General features: G+C 42.5%; 16 protein-coding genes and 2 pseudogenes. 11 read left to right on the top strand and 7 right to left on the bottom strand.

The features are described 5' to 3' along the window. Positions 1-111: 111 nt before the first annotated feature. Both ACRQ5D_RS13895 and ACRQ5D_RS13900 read left to right on the top strand, forming a co-directional pair. Positions 112-1227: a M42 family metallopeptidase gene (locus ACRQ5D_RS13895; protein ID WP_091172072.1), complete on the top strand. Its 1116-nt coding sequence runs from the start codon at positions 112-114 to the stop codon at positions 1225-1227. Positions 1228-1328: 101 nt separating this feature from the next. Further along, positions 1329-2231: a nucleotidyltransferase family protein gene (locus ACRQ5D_RS13900; protein WP_091172073.1), complete on the top strand. Its 903-nt coding sequence runs from the start codon at positions 1329-1331 to the stop codon at positions 2229-2231. A 76-nt stretch (positions 2232-2307) separates the two neighbouring features. On the opposite strand, the gene ACRQ5D_RS13905 is transcribed toward ACRQ5D_RS13900, so the two are convergent. After that, positions 2308-2694, bottom strand: a complete 387-nt coding sequence (locus ACRQ5D_RS13905; RefSeq protein ID WP_091172075.1) for a hypothetical protein — start codon at positions 2692-2694, stop codon at positions 2308-2310. Between the two features lie 581 nt (positions 2695-3275). Here ACRQ5D_RS13905 and ACRQ5D_RS13910 point away from each other — a divergent pair. The 6 genes from ACRQ5D_RS13910 to ACRQ5D_RS13935 all read left to right on the top strand — a co-directional run bounded on the left by ACRQ5D_RS13910 (position 3276) and on the right by ACRQ5D_RS13935 (position 12449). Further along, on the top strand, positions 3276-5540 hold the full coding sequence (locus ACRQ5D_RS13910) for a glycoside hydrolase family 31 protein (RefSeq protein WP_091172076.1): 2265 nt from the start codon (positions 3276-3278) through the stop codon (positions 5538-5540). A 317-nt stretch (positions 5541-5857) separates the two neighbouring features. Then, positions 5858-6658: a hypothetical protein gene (locus ACRQ5D_RS13915; protein ID WP_091172079.1), complete on the top strand. Its 801-nt coding sequence runs from the start codon at positions 5858-5860 to the stop codon at positions 6656-6658. A 337-nt stretch (positions 6659-6995) separates the two neighbouring features. Further along, positions 6996-7772 (top strand): hypothetical protein, encoded by a 777-nt coding sequence (locus tag ACRQ5D_RS13920; RefSeq protein WP_091172082.1) that lies wholly within the window; start codon positions 6996-6998, stop codon positions 7770-7772. A 133-nt stretch (positions 7773-7905) separates the two neighbouring features. Beyond that, positions 7906-9153 (top strand): C4-dicarboxylate transporter DctA, encoded by a 1248-nt coding sequence (gene dctA, locus ACRQ5D_RS13925; protein ID WP_091172084.1) that lies wholly within the window; start codon positions 7906-7908, stop codon positions 9151-9153. Positions 9154-9746: 593 nt separating this feature from the next. Beyond that, positions 9747-10625: a succinate--CoA ligase subunit alpha gene (gene sucD / locus ACRQ5D_RS13930; protein ID WP_090534235.1), complete on the top strand. Its 879-nt coding sequence runs from the start codon at positions 9747-9749 to the stop codon at positions 10623-10625. 348 nt (positions 10626-10973) lie between these two features. Continuing rightward, complete coding sequence (locus ACRQ5D_RS13935) at positions 10974-12449, top strand: serine hydrolase domain-containing protein (protein WP_432329254.1); 1476 nt, start codon at positions 10974-10976, stop codon at positions 12447-12449. 118 nt (positions 12450-12567) lie between these two features. Here the strand turns inward: ACRQ5D_RS13935 and ACRQ5D_RS13940 are convergent. Then, a pseudogene (locus ACRQ5D_RS13940) lies at positions 12568-13748 on the bottom strand (asparagine synthetase B). 275 nt (positions 13749-14023) lie between these two features. On the opposite strand from ACRQ5D_RS13940, the gene ACRQ5D_RS13945 reads away from it, so the two are divergent. The 3 genes from ACRQ5D_RS13945 (at position 14024) to ACRQ5D_RS13955 (ending at position 15654) form a co-directional block, all read left to right on the top strand. After that, positions 14024-14527, top strand: a complete 504-nt coding sequence (locus ACRQ5D_RS13945; protein ID WP_091172088.1) for a hypothetical protein — start codon at positions 14024-14026, stop codon at positions 14525-14527. Between the two features lie 92 nt (positions 14528-14619). Then, a complete protein-coding gene (locus ACRQ5D_RS13950; protein ID WP_090534226.1) occupies positions 14620-15057 on the top strand; it encodes a peptidylprolyl isomerase in 438 nt (145 codons plus the stop codon). A gap of 78 nt (positions 15058-15135) precedes the next feature. Further along, positions 15136-15654, top strand: a complete 519-nt coding sequence (locus ACRQ5D_RS13955; RefSeq protein ID WP_432329257.1) for a DUF5606 family protein — start codon at positions 15136-15138, stop codon at positions 15652-15654. A 13-nt stretch (positions 15655-15667) separates the two neighbouring features. Here the strand turns inward: ACRQ5D_RS13955 and ACRQ5D_RS13960 are convergent, their stop codons facing one another. The 5 genes and pseudogenes from ACRQ5D_RS13960 to rlmH all read right to left on the bottom strand — a co-directional run bounded on the left by ACRQ5D_RS13960 (position 15668) and on the right by rlmH (position 18338). Further along, a complete protein-coding gene (locus ACRQ5D_RS13960) occupies positions 15668-15940 on the bottom strand; it encodes a hypothetical protein (RefSeq protein ID WP_091172092.1) in 273 nt (90 codons plus the stop codon). Then, positions 15933-16340 carry a Dabb family protein gene (locus ACRQ5D_RS13965; protein WP_091172094.1) on the bottom strand — a complete coding sequence of 136 codons (408 nt, stop codon included), beginning with the start codon at positions 16338-16340 and terminating at the stop codon, positions 15933-15935. The genes ACRQ5D_RS13960 and ACRQ5D_RS13965 overlap by 8 nt, the downstream gene beginning before the upstream one ends. Positions 16341-16404: 64 nt before the next feature. Continuing rightward, entirely contained in the window at positions 16405-16686 is a 282-nt protein-coding gene (locus tag ACRQ5D_RS13970) for a hypothetical protein (protein WP_091172096.1), read from the bottom strand. Between the two features lie 65 nt (positions 16687-16751). Continuing rightward, positions 16752-17690 (bottom strand): cation diffusion facilitator family transporter, encoded by a 939-nt coding sequence (locus ACRQ5D_RS13975; protein ID WP_091172098.1) that lies wholly within the window; start codon positions 17688-17690, stop codon positions 16752-16754. 175 nt (positions 17691-17865) lie between these two features. After that, a pseudogene (rlmH, locus tag ACRQ5D_RS13980) lies at positions 17866-18338 on the bottom strand (23S rRNA (pseudouridine(1915)-N(3))-methyltransferase RlmH). Between the last annotated feature and the right edge of the window lie 58 nt (positions 18339-18396).

The following is an 18396-nucleotide window of genomic DNA, read 5'->3' on the forward strand; positions in this document are numbered from 1 at the left end:
GATTTTATATAATTGATTTACTGCTTATATCCGGCTTAATTTTAGTGCAATGTCATGAGCTTTATTATATTTGCTGTATTACTACATTTAGATTGAAAACATTAATTCAATATGGCCAAAAAGAAATCTGACGCCCCACAGCATACGTCCGTTGTAAACGAAACTTCACTCGCGTTTTTTGAAAAATATATCAACAACCCCTCACCTACAGGTTTTGAATGGAAAGGCCAGGAGCTTTGGCTCGAATACCTGAAGCCCTATATTGACACCCATTATGTTGATAATTATGGCACCGCGGTTGGCATCATCAATCCTAAAGCCGATTACAAAGTAGTTATTGAAGCTCATGCCGATGAAATTTCATGGTTTGTGAATTACATCACTAACGATGGCTTAATATATGTTATCCGCAACGGCGGCTCCGATCATCAGATAGCGCCTTCAAAACGTGTAAATATCCATACCGATAATGGCGTGGTTAAAGCTGTTTTCGGCTGGCCTGCTATCCACACCCGCCTGGGCGGTGATAAAGAAGAAGCGCCTACCCTTAAAAATATCTTTTTAGATTGCGGTTGCACCTCAAAAGAAGAAGTTGAAAAACTGGGTATCCACGTAGGTTGTGTTATCACTTACGAAGATGAATTTATGGTGCTTAACGACCGCTATTATGTTGGCCGTGCGCTTGATAATCGTGCAGGCGGCTTCATGATTGCCGAGGTTGCCCGTTTACTTAAAGAAAACAATGTAAAACTTCCTTTTGGTTTATATATAGTTAACGCGGTGCAGGAGGAGATAGGTTTACGCGGTGCCGAAATGATAGCGCATAAAATTAAACCCAATGTGGCTATTGTTACCGATGTTACGCATGACACCCAAACGCCAATGATTAACAAAATTACCCAGGGCGACTTAGCCTGCGGTAAAGGCCCTGTTGTATCATATGCTCCGGCAGTACAAAACAACCTGAATAAGCTGCTTATTGAAAGTGCTCAAAAAGCGGGCATACCGTTCCAGCGTCAGGCATCATCACGGTCAACAGGGACCGATACCGATGCCTTTGCTTACTCAAATGATGGCGTGCCATCGGCATTAATCTCATTACCTTTACGTTATATGCATACCACTGTCGAGATGATCCACAAAGAGGATGTTGATAACGTGATCCGTTTGATATACGAGTCTCTGCTAAATATTCAGGCCGGTCAGGATTTCAGGTACTTTAAATAACAAAAAGTTTATATTGCATATAAAACAATCCGGGCAAAAATCCATTCACCTATAATAATTAATCATAAAATAGCTTTTAACAAATACCCCCGATACTATCTATGAAACCAACCTTACTGATATTGGCCGCAGGGATGGCTAGCCGTTATGGCAGTATGAAACAAGTTGACGGCTTTGGCCCCAATGGCGAAACAATTATTGATTATTCAATATATGATGCTATAAAAGCAGGCTTCGGCAAAGTTACTTTTATCATCCGCGAAGAGTTTGTTGACAGCTTTAAGGCCATTTTTGAGCCTAAATTGGCTGGTCGTGTTGAAACAGATTACGTTTTCCAAAGCTTTGACCTTAAGCCATTTGGTATCAACAAAGAAATCGAACGCGCCAAACCATGGGGTACAGCCCATGCAGTGCTTGCCGCGCGCAATCAGGTAAAAGAACCTTTTTGCGTAATCAATGCCGATGATTATTACGGCTATGACGCGTTTGAAAAAATGGCTAAATTTTTAACTACTGAAGTGAAGGACAATCTGTATTCACTGGTAGGTTATCAGATTGACCGCACCCTTTCTGATTATGGTTCGGTATCCCGTGGTGTATGTAAAGTTGATGACGCGGGCAACATGGTTGAAATTAACGAGCGTACCGAGGTTTATTTTAAGGAAGATAGTACCGTAGCTTACAAGGATGCCACCGGCGAGCATGCGCTTCCTAACGATACCCGTGTATCAATGAATTTCTGGGGCTTTACACCGGCTATCTTCAAACAAAGTGAGCAAATGTTCGTAGATTTTGTTGCGGCTAACGAAAATAACCCTAAAGCGGAATTCTTTATCCCGCTTGCTGCTGATAAGCTGATTAAAGATGGTACTGCTGCGTTTAAAGTGATCCCAACCGGTTCAAAATGGTTTGGTGTTACGTATAAAGAAGACAAACCTATCGTTCAAAAAAGCATATCTGACCTGGTAGCTAACGGTGTTTATCCCGAAAAACTTTGGGACTAATTAATATTTGCTCCTTCAAACAAAAAGCTCCCGTTCCAACCGAACGGGAGCTTTTTGTTTGATATGGCTTCCTAAATTAGTCCTGGTAAATAAAGAATGTTTTTTGATCACCGTCTTCATAAACGTGCAGGGTTTTCTTAACCACCTGGTTATTGGTTTTAACTTCCATAATGTAATCACCATCTTCAAGATTGGTTAAAACATAACCCCTTTCAACATCGGTTTTGGTTGATACAACATCTTTCAGCAAAAGTTCATTTTGTTTGCTATAAACGCGTATAAATGAACGGCCGTTTTCTGATTTTGCGAGTATTAACTTAACACCGCGGTCGTGGTCAAGGGCTTTAAAGGTAACAACCTCTTTAGCTTTAGGAGTTACATCGACGGCTTTAGCTGCTGTAGTAGCAAATACACCTGCGCTTAATAATAAGAATAATGCTGATAATTTTATTGAAGTTTTCATGATTTTGAGCTTTTAAGTATGTTAAATATTTTGTGTTTGTTATTTCAATGATCAAATGAACAACATTAATTTTAAGTGCTAAAAAGTGTTATACCAGCACCGAAAAGATATAGACCAATACCCGGAAGTATTCGGCAAACACCAAAAACATGCTAATTATCAGTGTTTTACAAGTTGGTCGAAAATTAAAGGGCGTTTATCGGGCAGGAAAGCGGGTTGGTCGTTTTTGGGGATGAAATAGAAAAACCCATGCAACGTTTTTTAAGCTCAATTAACAACCATGTCGTTGCGAGGAGCCGCAGGGGAAGAAGCCCCTGGAGCGACGTGGCAATCTCGTAGCTATATAGATCGGACTTGCATTGGCTACGAGATTGCCGCGCTGCGCTTATAATGACATGGTTTCTATTTGTTTTCCAAAGCAACTTTCCCCTTCCCAATACCTATGGTTACAAACGAGCGAGAGTTAAATGAAAAGAGGAAAATCCGTTGACGTTTATCTCAAAATCTACATTTAACAAAACCAACCTAACCAAACAACGTTGCCTTTAAGTACCTTTATCTATTCCGGGTACCCCACAGGCATGAATTTAGAAATTGCAGGTAACGTACAGGGCTTTAAACAACAAGATGGTATTTTAACAATTAAAACCGCCGAAGCCGAAGCAAGGGTTTATATCTATAGCCCTACAATTATCAGGGTAAGCATCAGTAAAAATTTCAACCCGGATGATCCTTCCTTTGCGGTAATCAGGCAGCCACTGGCCGATTTCGATTTTGATGAGTCATCGGTCAATATTGATATTACTACACCCGCCTTAAGGCTCAGTATTCAGAAATCGCCACTACGTTTCAACTTTTTTACTGCAGGTGGTATCTCGCTGAGTGAAGATGACGCCCGCTTTGGTACAAACTGGCAGGGCGAACGGGTGATCTGTTATCGCCGGTTGTTTGAGGGTGAACGGTTTATTGGCCTGGGCGAAAAAACAGGTAACCTCGACAGGCGTGGCGCGGCGTATGTAAACTGGAATACCGATGCGCCAAACCACACGCCCGAATCCGATCCGCTGTATAAAACCTTTCCGTTTTTTATAGGATTACACAGCGGGTTAACTTACGGTTTGTTTCTTGACAATACCCATAAAAGCTACTTCGACTTTGGTGCATCCACAGATGAAGAAACAAGCTGGTTCGGTGCCGATGGCGGCGATTTGAATTACTACTTTTTCGGGGCACAGGGTGTTGCCAAAATAATTGAAGATTATACCTGGCTTACCGGCAGGATGGAAATGCCGCCGCTCTGGAGCCTGGGCTATCAGCAATGCCGATGGAGTTATATGAGTGCCGATGAAGTGTTGAACATCGCCCAAACCTTTCGCAAAAAACAGATCCCTGCCGATGTAATGTACTGCGATATCGACTATATGGACGATTTCAAGATCTTCACCTGGAACAAAAAAACTTTCCCTAAACCCAAGCAAATGCTCGATAAACTAAAGGAGATGGACTTTAGGCTGGTTACCATTGTTGATCCGGGAATTAAGGTAGAAGAAGGTTATAAGGAATACGATGAGGGTATTGAGCAGGATTATTTTGCCAAATATCCCGACGGCGAAAATTATACCGGCTATGTGTGGCCGGGCCGCTGTCACTTTCCAGATTTTTTCAGGGAAGAGGTACGCGAATGGTGGGGAGCAGCCTTTACCGCTCTTACCCAACCCGGCGTTGAAGGTTTCTGGAATGATATGAACGAGCCTGCCGCCTGGGGGCAAAATATCCCATGGATAGTAAAGTTTGGAGATAAGTTTATGCCGGAAGTGCGTAATGCCTATGGCATGCAAATGGCCCGCGCCACTTATGATGGCACAAGAAAGATCATGGGAAACAAACGGCCGTTTGTACTTACCCGCGCGGCTTATTCGGGCACACAACGCTATTCGGCCGTGTGGACGGGCGATAATACCGGCACCGATGCCCATATGCTTTTAGGACAACGGCTGGTAAATAGTTTGGGTATTACAGGTATGAGTTTTATCGGGGTGGATATCGGCGGCTTCAGCGGCAACCCTACGTCTGAGCTCATGGTACGCTGGAACTCCCTTGGTGTATATACCCCAATGTTTCGCAATCATGCTATACAAGGCAGTAAAATGCGCGAACCATGGGAATGGGGTAAGGGTAATGAACAAATCATTAAGAAGGACATTGAACAACGGTACAAAATCCTGCCCTACCTGTACAGCAGCTTTTATCAATCAACCCAAACCGGCCTGCCGGTAAGCCGCACATTAGCTATTGAGCACAGTTTTGACGGGAATGTTTTTGATGAGCGTTTTCAAAATGAATTTATGTTTGGCGACGCGATGCTGGTTGCTCCTGTTGAAAGCACTAAACTAACCGAAGATGTTTACCTGCCCCGAGGCTCGTGGTATAGGTTAAGCAGCGATAGGTTTTATGAGGGAGAACAGATTGTTAATGTTCAGGCGCCATTAACCGATCTGCCGGTATTTGTTAGGGCCGGCGGTATTATCCCCATGCAAAGTGTTGTACAAAGCACCAATGAAAAAGGTGACGGTATATTGCAGGTACACGTATGGAACGGCAGGGAAGCAAATAGCTTTGTGTATTATGAAGATGACGGGGTATCATATGATTATGAGCAGGACATTTATTATAAACGGACTATCGCTTTTAATCCAATCGAAAAAACAATTAATTTATCATCAGTTGAAGGCTCATTTAAATCGAGGTTTATGCAGTTGAGATTTGTTTTGCATGGTTTTGATGGGGTTAAGCTGCAGGAAGAAATAATAGAGAATAAAAGCGGAGAGATTGAAGTGAAATTATAATTGTTGTTTCATTTCTTTGAGTAGTGATCGAACCAGTCTCATGGTTTGTAATACGCGGCGGGAGGGGGCTCAGGTGCCCAAAACAGGCTGGCCTGCCATTCGGCCTCAGAGAGGTATGATGATTATGGAAAATTTAAAGAATGGCGGGATCCAGCGGAGCCTCCTAATTGTGGACGAAACATTGGCTAACCTTTTGCCTTTACTCATCGTTCAAAATGGGTATGAACAATATTATAGCATTCTGCTCCTAAATATTTTCAAAATTTCTTTAATTAATTGATAATAAGTTAAATTTGCGCGGAATTAAAATCCTAAACATGAAACACAAGTACAAAATTATAGTATTGCTGCTTGCCGGTATTACTGCCATTTACACTTCGTGCCATAAGCTTAACATGGCGCCTAATAATCAAAGTACAGTAAGTAAAAAAGAAGCGAGTGTGCAAATTGCGCAAAGCCTTGTTGGCATTTTTAACCCCGAAAACGGCGGGTTTGATTTTAAGAGCGGTTTAAGTATGCCAACCGATCTATCCCTGAACAAAAAAGGTAAGATCAAAGTACAATCTGTTGACCCTCGGCCACAGTGCGGCGCCAAAATGGATACCACGATAGCATTTAATTTAGATCAAAGCGATACCTCAAAAATTGATATCTGGGCTAAGGTTAAATATGAGCTTACCTGTACCAATGGAGTGCCTTCAGGTGTTACCGCTAATGATAGTTTAAATATGACTATGACAGGCAGCGGTTTTACGATGGTTTTAAAAATGGGTGAAAACCTGGTACTCAGAAGCCTTAATCCGGGTGTTGAACACGCGCAATACTCTTTTGATGGCCCTGTGAATTATTATGCCAGGGTTAACTACACCAAACCTACAACAGACCAGCCAAATGTTGAAGGCACGTTTAACTACAATTTTAAATCAATTGTTGTTGATCCAACAAAAGACCCAGATTTTATTTTAAGCGGAAGTGCTACCTTTTCGAGTAAAGGAAGTATTGGAAAAAATGTCTGGAACTATAAAGGGACAATAACGTTTTTAGGTGGTCACAAAGCTAAGATCACTATCGATGGTACTGTTTACACCGCCGATCTGATGACAGGCGAAGTTAATTAAATTCGTTTTTAAATATATGTAGAGCCCTGCTCCCTAATAGGAGGCAGGGCTTTTTGTATGCTATGGTTTTTCAAAACGGCATGCTTTTTATCACCTTGTATTTGATAAAAAAAACGGGGAATATTTTCCACGTATTTTTCCCCGAAGCGGGGAAAGTAGGTAGTGGGTGTGTTTTGTGTTCCGTTGCTATCAGCAGTATAAATCTTTAACTGTTTTATAAAAAAGGAAAATGAGCCTAAAAACACATATCCCGGCCGTTTTTTTTGCGAATTTTTTACCTGGTGGTATGCTTATTGCGAAATGAGGCAAAGAGATCTAAACTTTATCTTATACGTTTATGAAACTAAATCTACGGAGTGTATTACCTTTATTAGCAGGTGTGGCTGTTCTTTATTCGGCCTGTACAAAAACAGGAATTAATGTAAAACCTGATCCATCAACTGTAAAAGCAAGCGATAATGTAGCCAGTTCGGCCATTGCAGATAACCTGGCAAAATCGTTGGCCGGCTCATTTGGAGGGGCCAGCCTTAACGACGGTGTTACCCCCTCAACCAATGCCTCATCAAAGCTTAAAGTACAGAGTACTTATAGTTGCGGTTTTTATATTGATACCAGCCTGAACCGTGTATTTAACCAGGGTGATACTTTAAAAGCAACCAAAACAGGCGGTACTAAATATTATTTTATTTGTGACGGCAACAAAACTGTTGGTTACGATTCGGTTGATTCATTAAATACCGAAGGCAGTGGCCCGGGTTATTCATTCGTTTACAATATTGTGCAGAAATATAAGGTTAGGGGCCTTAACACCAATAACTCAAACTTCTCGCTTGATGGTCCGATGAAAGCCTATGTTGATAACGAATACACTAAATACAAAACGTTTAGCAGGGTGCATAATACCTACGTGTTCACTAACCTGTATGTACATGGCAACGATAAGTTTGATATCAGCAGCGGCACAGCTACTTTCCGTTCGGAAGGAAAAACAAACGGCGGCGGCTGGGATTATAGCGGCACCATTGTTTTCCTGGGCAACCACAAGGCAAAGCTAACTTTCCTTAATAAAATTTTCTTAATTGATTTACTAACCGGTAAATCAACACCTGCATAATCACAATCTTTCAATCAATCAATTATGCCCTGTGCCGGTTTCCGGTACGGGGCTTTTTTGTGCCTGAAACAATAACTTATTATATTGCCGTCCCATCCTGTTGCTCCCCCTTTAGGGCGCCGGGGGATCAATCATGAAACGCCTCTTATCAAACCTAACTTTCCAGGTACTCATTGCCATTGCCCTTGGGGTAGTGGCCGGCTTATATGTTAAAGGTTTTGCCCCGACTGCCGAACTCATCAGCAAAACGTTCATCAGTCTCATCACCATGCTGATTGCGCCTATCATATTTTTAACCATTGTGCTGGGCATTGCCGGCATGAGCGATATGAAAAAAGTGGGCAGGGTAGGCGGTAAAGCTTTGTTGTATTTCGAGATCGTAACCACGTTCGCACTTGTCATCGGTGTTACCGTAGCCAATATTATTAAACCCGGTGCCGGTTTTGAAAACCATGCAGCAAAAATGGATACCGGCAAATTAGCCGTTTACGAAAAAGCTGCCGCCGAAATGCATTGGGGCGATTTTATTGCCCATATAGTCCCCTCAAATATGTTTAAAGCTTTTGCTGAAGGCGATATTTTGCAGATCCTGTTTTTTGCGATACTGTTTGGTTTTGGGTTAAGCAGGATGGGTAAAAGTGGCGAAGCGGTTATTCAGCTATTTGATAAGCTTTCGAAAGTGTTTTTTAATATCATGAAGATAGTGATGAAGGTGGCGCCGATAGGGGCTTTTGCAGGGATGGCCTTTACGGTGAGCAAATATGGTATCCAAACCCTTAAACCGCTGGCTTTGTTGATGGGCTCGGTTTATCTGACCATGTTCCTGTTCATATTTGTAGTATTGAATATTATTTGCCGGCTGTTTAAGTTCAGCCTTTGGGAATATCTGAAATACATCAGGCAAGAGATCCTGATTGTGCTTGGTACATCCTCATCCGAATCGGCATTACCGGCCATGATGGAGAAAATGGAAAAGTTTGGCTGTTCCAAATCGGTGGTGGGTCTGGTGATCCCCACGGGGTATTCTTTTAATTTGGATGGCACTACGATTTACTTGTCCATGTGCGTGATATTCCTGGCGCAGGTGTTTAATATCCCGCTTTCATTAGGGCAGGAGTTAACGATTATCGGGATCCTGATGATCACTTCCAAAGGAGCAGCAGGTGTAACCGGAAGCGGTTTTATTGTGCTCACCAGCACGCTCACAGCCATCAAAATAATCCCGGTTGAAGGGCTGGCGATATTAATAGGGGTCGACAGGTTTATGTCGGAAGCGCGGGCCATTACCAATGTGATTGGCAATGGTGTGGCGACAATTGTGATTGCGAAGAGTGAAGGGGAGTTTGTTGCCCAGCCCGCTGAAAGGGGAGTTAATGAATAAATCGGATATATATATATTATTAACAATTTTCAAAGCACTGGTTTTGTTAACTGGTTTGACATTTACTGCGATCAATTTTATCCCGGGTATTTCTGGCGATAAAGTGAAACTTAAAAAAGCCGGGATTATATTTCTTGCTACGTTTTTGGTGTTCGTTTTAATTACAGCGGTTGAATTTGCAATTGCATTCAATTAGTAATTGGCCACGTTATGGATGGTAGTGTAATGATTTCGGATTTTGTCTGAACCGGGATTTATAGGATTTTTTGATTTACGGTTTTTTGTCTGGACCCGAATCTACCAGAATGAAAAGCAAATTCAATAAATTGCTAAAATTCGTTTAATTCGAGTTCAGACAAATAGCCTGGGCCGCAGGCAACGCCCTAATTTAGTTGGCAGTAGATAGTTTTCAGTTGACAGTTTTATTCAACGGGAACTTTATAATCATAAAAAATTTAAAACACATAAACACCCTATAACCACATCCAATCCCCTTAAAAGTCACTTTTATGTTAACATATAAATTTAGATTACAATAGGGTTTGACATTCGGGCAAAAACTTTAGCTTTGCCGTACTAAAACGAAAAAACCAATGAGTGTACTCGTAAATAAAGATTCAAAAGTTATTGTACAAGGTTTCACCGGTAAAGAAGGGTCATACCATGCCGAGCAAATGATTGCTTATGGCACTCAGTTAGTTGGTGGTGTTACACCAGGTAAAGGTGGTCAGACCCATTTAGACAGGCCGGTTTTTAACACGGTTAAAGATGCCGTTGTTGCAACCGGTGCCGATGTATCCATCATTTTTGTACCTCCTGCTTTTGGTGCAGATGCCATTATGGAAGCTGCTGAAGCCGGCATTAAGGTTATTGTTTGTATTACCGAAGGGATCCCTACAAAGGATATGATCGCAGTAAAAGAATATCTTACAGATAAGGATGCACGCCTGATTGGTCCTAACTGCCCCGGTATCATCACTGCTGATGAGAGCAAAATTGGTATCATGCCTGGCTTTATTTTCAAAAAAGGTAACGTTGGCGTGGTTTCAAAATCAGGTACTTTAACTTATGAAGCGGTTGACCAGGTGGTTAAAGCCGGTTTGGGTATCACTACAGCTATCGGTATTGGTGGCGACCCGATCATTGGTACACCAACCAAAGAAGCTGTTGAATTATTAATGAACGATCCGGAAACTCATGGTATCATCATGATTGGTGAAATTGGCGGAAATATGGAAGCTGATGCTGCCCGCTGGATCAAAGCAAACGGTACTAAACCGGTTGTTGGTTTCATTGCTGGTCAAACAGCGCCTCCGGGCCGCCGTATGGGCCACGCAGGTGCTATCGTAGGTGGTGCCGATGATACTGCTGCTGCTAAAATGAAGATCATGGCCGAGTGCGGTATCCGAGTGGTTGAGTCGCCAGCTGAAATTGGCGCTGCCATGGCAGAAGAATTGGCTAAGTTAGCTTAATGCTTAAGGCGCAAAGCCGAAAGCGAAAAGCTTTTTAATATTGAAGATCCCGGTCATGATTTGGCCGGGATTTTTTAGTTTAAGATGATTACTTCTTAAATCTCAAAAAACATGTCATTGCGAGGAGGAACGACGAGAGCAATCGCATGCTATACAGGGCGGTTATGCCTAGCCACGCTGCGTTTGCAATGACATATTTTATTAACAGTATTCAAATGGATAAAATAGCTCAAAGCGATAGGATTCTGCAATTCAGATTCAGACAATTTTTCCGTATCTATGTATATGGTCAAAAATCTACTTAAGTTAGTCTTATTCATTTCGTTAGCTGCGGTAAGCTACTCATCTATGGCCCAACCCTACAAGCCCGCAATGTTTACTGATCCCGACAGGTTAAAAAAGATCCAGGCTACTTTCCCTGTCATCGATCAGCTTTATAAAAAATATGCTGAAGATAATCACTGGCCGGGATTGGTGTATGGCATTGTGGTTGATGGTAAACTGGTGCACAGCGGTGGTTTAGGGTATACCGATATTGATGCCAGGATCAAGGCTGATTCATCGTCGGATTTTCGGATCGCCTCCATGACCAAAAGCCTTACCGCTATGGCTATCCTAAAACTCAGGGATGAGGGCAAGCTAAAACTGGATGATCCGGCTTATATTTATATCCCCGAGATGAAGAGGTTGAAATATTTGACCAAAGATGCTGTCCCTGTAACCGTAAGGCATCTGCTTACGCATACAGCAGGTTACCCGGAAGATAACCCATGGGGCGACAGGCAACTTGCAGTTAGCGATGAAGAACTTCTGGCGCTATACAAAAAAGGCATTTCATTTTCCAATAATCCTGGGCAGGGCTATGAGTACAGCAACCTTGGGTTTGCTACGCTGGGATATATCATCAAAAAAGTATCGGGCAAAACTTACGAGCAATACATCACAGATAATATCCTTAAACCGTTAGGTATGACACATACCTATTGGGAATATACCAAAGTGCCCAAAGATAAACTGGCGCATGGTTACCGCTGGCTTGATGGTAAATGGGTTGAACAACCTTTGTTGCATGACGGGGCTTACGGTGCGATGGGCGGCCTGATCACCACTATTGAGGATTTTAGCAAATACATGGCTGTACATATGGATGCCTGGCCTCCGCGCGATGATGCCGAAGCCCTGCCTGTAAAACGTAGTTCTATCCGGGAAATGCAGTACCCCTGGGATGTGAATTATTTAACTGTAAATGCCAAAACAACCACGGGCAGACCATGCCCCAATGTCAGTGCCTATGCCTACGGTTTACGTTGGGCAAAGGATTGTGATAACCGCGTGTACATTGGTCATACAGGGGGCTTACCGGGTTTCGGCAGTCAGTGGAATATCTTGCCGGAGTACGGTGTGGGCGTTGTTTCATTTGCCAACCTGACTTATGCCCGTGCTGGTTATCCCAATAACCAGGCTCTGGATACGTTACTGGCTCTTTCGGGTATAAAACCACGGCAATTGCCTGCATCAGCCATATTGGAGCAACGTAAAAATGATCTGCTTAAGGCCATCGCTGATTGGAGCAAGGCTAAAGAAAGCGGCATTTTTGCTGATAACTTTTTTATGGATTATTTCCCCGATAAACTTCAAGCAGCCGCAACTGAAGCTTTTGCAAAAACAGGCAGAATAATAAGCGCAGGCAATGTGGTGCCCGAAAATCAATTACGTGGCTATTTTATTATCAAATGTGAAACTGGAAATATCAAAGTGAGTTTTACACTTACACCCGAAAACCCATCATTGGTACAAGAGTTTCATTTCGACATTGTGCAATAGCTTGTACTTAATTCGGTCGTTTAAATTTAAGCTCGTTGTAAATGCGGGCGGGTTGCATAGTTACACTGGTTTACCAAGTTGCCTTCGGCTTTGAGCATTTTGCTTTAAGCAAAAGCAATCACGTTTTCTGCTTTTTCTTCTTAGCAGCTGGGAACAGCACATTGTTTAGGATCAGTCTGTAGCCGGGAGAATTGGGGTGTAGTTTCAAATCTGTCGGCGGATCATTTACAGCATGCTGATAATCTTCAGGGTCGTGGCCGCCGTAAAATGTCCATTGGCCTTTGCCGTATTCGCCGTGAATGTAACGGGCTTCGTTGGCGGTTTTCATTTCGCCCATAATGGTAACGCCGGGTTTGAGCATGCTTTTGTTGTAGGCCGTGGTTAAGCCCATAAAACCTTTTATTACTTTGTCATGATCCTGCGTAAGCATGCTCGGCACTACATCCCATTTGGCCGAAAAATCAAACAACGTAAAGAAATCCCGGGTACGATCAACCTGGCGGGTGGTGGTAACGTCGATATTGCTGAAGGAATGCGAAATGGGGTTCATATCCAGCGTAAAATTCTGAAAGGCGAACGTTTGACTAAAATCGAGTTTGGATTGCGCGTCCTGGTCGGCAGCATCACCGTCGAACATACGTTCGCAGATATCTGTATTAGCAGCCGATAGTGCAATGTCAAAAGTATCGGTACCTGAGCACATGGCAAACAGGAAGCCGCCGCCTGCGCAAAAATCTCGGATGTTTTGGGCTACGGCCAGCTTCATTTTTGATACCTTGCTAAAGCCCAGTTTATGGGCCATGGTCTCCTGGATTTTGATATCATCGGTATACCATTGCGCGTAACGGAAGGCGCCATAAAACTTGCTGTATTGCCCTGTAAAATCCTCGTGGTGCAGGTGCAGCCAATCATACTTAGGCAGTTCGCCGTGGATCACCTCTTCATCGTAAACTACGTCGTACGGAATTTCGGCATATTTTAAAACCAGGGTAACTGCATCATCCCAGGGCAGCTTGTTTTTGGGGGAGTAAACCGCCATGCGGGGGCTTTCTCCAGTTTAACCAGGTCCATATTTACCGATGGATCGCTTACTTCGGTAATAATTTCGTTTGCTTTGGCGTCGGCAATAACTTCGTAGCTCACCCCGCGGATCTTGCACTCTTCCTCAACTTTTTGGCCGTACTTCATCATGAAACTGCCACCACGATAGTTGAGCAGCCAGTCGACTTCTTCGCCGTTTTTGAGCACCCAGAAAGCTATCCCGTACGATTTGAGATGGTCCTTTTGCTCATCATCCATAGGAATTAATATAGATGCAGCCCTCGACGTAAAAGGTAAAAGGTAAAAGGCGAAAGGTAAAAGGAACTTTAGCTTTATAAGTAAAAGACGAAATGTAAGAGGTGAAAAGTTATTGCCTGATGAATTATTCACGATCCTTGTTGATTTGTTTACTGCCGGGTTATCAAATGTAACGAATAAAGGGCTAATGTATTTTAACCATTTTTAACACATAAGGGCTTCTGGCTTTATGCATGTTGTTTTAATTTTATGGCGTTGTTAAATCCGGTCCTTAAATGAGTTTATCTGTTACTATCAGAAATATTTTCCTTGTCGGTATTTTATCAATATCCTGTTTGGCCGCGTACGCGCAGAATGGAAGTAAGGGTATGCGCCTCAATCGTAATGTGTTGATTAAAAAGCTTACAGAAGCCGATAGTAGTCTTGTTTTTAAGCAGGACACAGATATCAGCCTGCTACCAAATTTTGTCGCAACAGATGCCAATGGAAGCCGGGCCCAACTAATTGGCAAGCCCGATGAGCTGGCAATAGTTAAGTGGACTTACGTTTTTACGGCCGACGAAAAAGTGAACCTTGCCGAACTGCAAAAACTGGCCTGGTTTGCTAATACTTTAGGTGATCAGGAAGGACTCGACTGGTTTTTTGCCCAATTGGCCGAATTGGGTAAAGATTATAAAAAGCCGCTTTTGGAAATTAAAATGTTTGATTCAAAAAGCAAAGGCGAGATTAGTTATTCGCCAAAAGAAAAAGTACTTACCATGACTTTTACACCCTGGTAACCAATAAATATTGCAAACCTTTCGCTTTTTACCTTTCGCCTTTAACCTTCTATTTTATTACCTTTGCCAACTGTTTTCAAAAAAACAAAAACATGAGCAAAGCAATAATCAAAACCGAAAAAGGCGACATGACCGTAGAGTTTTACGATCAGGATGCCCCTAATACCGTTGCTAACTTTAAAAAATTAGCAAAATCAAACTTTTATGATAACGTGATATTTCACCGTGTTATCCCTAATTTTATGATTCAGGGCGGCGATCCAACCGGTACCGGTGCTGGTGGCCCAGGCTACAAAATTGATTGCGAGCTTACCGGCAACAACCAATACCATGACCGTGGTGTGCTTTCAATGGCACATGCAGGCCGCAACACTGGTGGCTCACAGTTTTTCATTTGCCACAACCGCACAAACACTGCCCACCTTGACCGTAACCACACCGTTTTTGGTAAAGTGATTGAAAATGTTGACGTTGTTGACGCTATTCGCCAGGGAGATAAAATTTTAGGAATCGAAGTTATTGAAGATTAAGTGAGTAGTTGATGAGGTGAGTAGTTTATTGGTTAAACATAATAAACTACTCATCCAATCAGCCCCAACAAAAAATATATGAATTTACAGGGAATTGTATCGGTATCAGGAAAACCGGGTTTATGGAAAGCTTTGGCACAAAACAAAACCGGCTATGTGCTGGAAAGTTTAGATGCACAGAAAACAAAGCTGATAGCCAACCTTTCTACAGCCAAATTAGCTGCTTTAAGTGAGATCACCATTTTTGGTGTTGAGGATGATATCAGGTTAACTGATGTGCTTGAGCGCATGAAAACAGCATCAAACATACCTGATGTTAAAGCCGATGGAAAAGCATTGCGTACCTTCTTTTATGAAGTAGCGCCTGATCATGACGAAGAGAAAGTTTACTCATCGGATATTAAAAAGGTAATAGCCTGGTTCCAGATATTAAAGCCGCTTCCAATTTTTGAAGAGGCCGATCCAACCCAAGCACCTGCCCCGGTTGCAGAAGAACCCGTTGCCGAAGCTGTAACAGCTGAACCGGAAGCTGAACCAGCAGCTCCAAAAGCAAAAGCTAAAAAGCCACAAAAAAGCCGAATAATCGGCTTTTTTTAGTTTAAGATATATTTTACTTCTTAGCTAAATAATTAGGATTGGGGATAAAATCTCCTTCAATTATTCCACTTGAATCCACTTTCCAGGCGCCTTTGATAGCTTGCGGCGGCACGTTTACATCATGCTCAAATGTGGCGTCTATTTCATACACCCAACCGTTAGCATGATTCAATGCTTCTTTTATTGCGCCGGGTGCTGGCCTTCTTTTTAAAAGTGGTGTTTCCTCCGGAGTAATAATGTCGGCGCAGACTTGTTTCGCGGTAAATAGGTTTTTGAAATTAAACATCCATCGCATCATAAACAATAACCTTTTCCCAAAGGTGGCTGCAGTTTTTAATAAACTCCAGGTGGATAGGGTGAGTTTGATAGGTTGCCTGTCCGGCCAGGTCGCTGAAAAACATCAGCTCGGATACCGCCCAGGAGTTATCTACTACGTCGCGTTTTTCGGTACTGGCCACAATACCTACACGAAGTTTGCGCACGGTTTCAATTTTGGCAAGGGTTTTAACACCCGCTACCAGTTTATCGCGATCTTCTGTTGATCCCGGGTTTTTAAGCCAGAAAAATACGTGGTGTACTATTGGCCATTCTTCTTTTTGCTCTTTCAGCGATATTGCCGATGCTGTAACTGTACCTGCAGCCAGTGCCGCTGTTGTGGTAATGAATTTTCTTCGGGTTGATTTCATGACAGGTTAAATAATCGCTTTCAAGGTAGTAAGAATTATTTAAAACGTTTATAAGTTGTTTCAATCAAAACACATCCAAAACATAAAGCAGCGCAATAATAGGCAGCACATTTAAAAATATTACAAGCCCGATGTTCTGATCCTGCACATCTCTTTGCGCATAACGGGACAGGAATATGATAAAAACCACATAATAAATAAGCGGAAAAACGAATATTACGGAAAGCAGCAGCCCAGCAGAACCCATAAGCTGGCCCCAGCCCAATATAATTGGCCATATTACCATCCCGACGATTTCAAGAAAGGTGATAACGGATAGTATTTTTAAGGTTTGGGCTTTGCTCATTTTAAGGTAATTGTTTACCTTAAAAATAAGAAAATGAGGAATTTTATGAAATAGGAAAAACTAACCTACAAACACTCCGGCTGCTTACACCCTTCTTCCGAAAATTCGGGTTCAAAAGTACTGTGGCTGATATCCAGATGTTCCAAACGGTGACGAAGGTCATGCTTGATATTATCAAAATCGGCCATGGCTTCAGGCTTGATGACCAGGTGGGCAGTAAGTGCGTTTTCGGTGGTGCTGAGCGCCCAAACGTGCATGTGGTGAACATCAACCACCCCTTTGGCTTTTTTAAGTTCGGCTTTGATCTTATCAAGGTCCATTTCGGCAGGCACGCCGTCCATTTCCAAACGCAGGCTGGCTGTAAGCAGGCTCCAGGTGCCGCGTAATATCACAAAACCTATTATCAGGCTCACTGCGCTGTCAATCCAGTATAGTTTGGTAAAGTATATGACAATACCAGATATCACCACACCAAAGGATACTATGGCATCAACAGCCATGTGCAGGTAAGCGCCTTTAATATTGAGGTCGGTATCTTTATCTTTAACAAACAGCCAGGCTGTAAAAGCGTTAATGCCAATGCCTATAAAAGCAACCCAGGCCATGGTGCCGCCCGATACTGTTTCGGGGTTCATGAAGCGCGTAACCGCTTCATAAATAATAAAACCAACGGCTGCAAATAATATTACCGCGTTAAAAAAAGATACGATGATAGTCGACCGCTTATAGCCGTAGGTATACTTACTGTTAGCGCTTACTTTGGTGAGTTTAAAAGCAAGCAAGGCTAACGCGAGCGAGGCCACATCGCTCAGGTTATGGCCGGCGTCGGTTAACAGGGACAAAGAGTGGGTAACAAAACCTGTGATAGCCTCAACCACTACAAACACCGAGTTAAGCACTATGCCCCAAATAAAAGCCGAATTTAAATGATCAAGCTTAGGGGCATGGTCATGATGATGGTGCCCGTGCGAATGTGAGTGTGAATGATCGTGACCTGCTGACATTTAGCAAAGGTAGGGGAAAATGTGCAGATGTGCAGATTATGGATGTGCAGATTCATGTGTTGTTCATTTTTGAACCTTGATTAACTTGATTTTAGGATTTCATGAATTGGGCTATGAATATAAATTATCAGGCCAATTCATGAAATCCTAAAATCCTATAAATCATGGTTCAGTCCTACTCATGATGATAAGGCTCACCCTTCATAATGGTATAAGCCCTGTACAGTTGCTCCACAAAAAACAGGCGTACCATCTGGTGTGAAAATGTCATGCGCGAAAGAGAGATCTTGTCGTTAGCCCGCTGGTAAACGGAGGTATCAAAGCCATAAGGCCCGCCGATGATGAATATTAAATTGGCAGATGTGGTAACTTCTTTTTATTGATATAAGCCGCAAACTGGGTTGAGGTAAATTCAGAACCTTTCTCATCCATCAGGATCACAAAATCAAGCGGGGTGATTTTCTTGAGGATCAACTCGGCCTCTTTAGCCTTTTGCTGCTCAGGGCTCAGGGCTTTGGTGTTCTTAAGCTCGGGGATTTCTACAAGCTCCAGTTTGGTGTAATGTTTTAGCCGTTTTACATATTTATCAATGCCTTCCTTTAAATAGGCATCCTCTGTTTTTCCAACGGTAAGGAACGTGATCTTCATATCTGAAACAAATAAACGTTTATTTAAAATATATGTGTTTATTTTGGTTGAATTTATC

Source organism: Mucilaginibacter sp. P25, assembly GCF_050859465.1.
GTDB classification, from domain to species: Bacteria; Bacteroidota; Bacteroidia; order Sphingobacteriales; family Sphingobacteriaceae; genus Mucilaginibacter; species Mucilaginibacter gossypii.

Bases quoted from the DNA above. Each gene is read 5' to 3' on its own strand.
- ACRQ5D_RS13915 (WP_091172079.1), top strand. From the start codon at position 5,858: ATGAAACACAAGTACAAAATTATAGTATTGCTGCTTGCCGGTATTACT.
- sucD (WP_090534235.1), top strand. From the start codon at position 9,747: ATGAGTGTACTCGTAAATAAAGATTCAAAAGTTATTGTACAAGGTTTC.
- ACRQ5D_RS13895 (WP_091172072.1), top strand. From the start codon at position 112: ATGGCCAAAAAGAAATCTGACGCCCCACAGCATACGTCCGTTGTAAAC.
- ACRQ5D_RS13900 (WP_091172073.1), top strand. From the start codon at position 1,329: ATGAAACCAACCTTACTGATATTGGCCGCAGGGATGGCTAGCCGTTAT.
- ACRQ5D_RS13935 (WP_432329254.1), top strand. From the start codon at position 10,974: ATGGCCCAACCCTACAAGCCCGCAATGTTTACTGATCCCGACAGGTTA.
- dctA (WP_091172084.1), top strand. From the start codon at position 7,906: ATGAAACGCCTCTTATCAAACCTAACTTTCCAGGTACTCATTGCCATT.
- ACRQ5D_RS13910 (WP_091172076.1), top strand. From the start codon at position 3,276: ATGAATTTAGAAATTGCAGGTAACGTACAGGGCTTTAAACAACAAGAT.
- ACRQ5D_RS13945 (WP_091172088.1), top strand. From the start codon at position 14,024: ATGAGTTTATCTGTTACTATCAGAAATATTTTCCTTGTCGGTATTTTA.
- ACRQ5D_RS13950 (WP_090534226.1), top strand. From the start codon at position 14,620: ATGAGCAAAGCAATAATCAAAACCGAAAAAGGCGACATGACCGTAGAG.
- ACRQ5D_RS13905 (WP_091172075.1), bottom strand. From the start codon at position 2,694: ATGAAAACTTCAATAAAATTATCAGCATTATTCTTATTATTAAGCGCA.
- ACRQ5D_RS13975 (WP_091172098.1), bottom strand. From the start codon at position 17,690: ATGTCAGCAGGTCACGATCATTCACACTCACATTCGCACGGGCACCAT.
- ACRQ5D_RS13960 (WP_091172092.1), bottom strand. From the start codon at position 15,940: ATGTTTAATTTCAAAAACCTATTTACCGCGAAACAAGTCTGCGCCGAC.
- ACRQ5D_RS13920 (WP_091172082.1), top strand. From the start codon at position 6,996: ATGAAACTAAATCTACGGAGTGTATTACCTTTATTAGCAGGTGTGGCT.
- ACRQ5D_RS13955 (WP_432329257.1), top strand. From the start codon at position 15,136: ATGAATTTACAGGGAATTGTATCGGTATCAGGAAAACCGGGTTTATGG.
- ACRQ5D_RS13970 (WP_091172096.1), bottom strand. From the start codon at position 16,686: ATGAGCAAAGCCCAAACCTTAAAAATACTATCCGTTATCACCTTTCTT.
- ACRQ5D_RS13965 (WP_091172094.1), bottom strand. From the start codon at position 16,340: ATGAAATCAACCCGAAGAAAATTCATTACCACAACAGCGGCACTGGCT.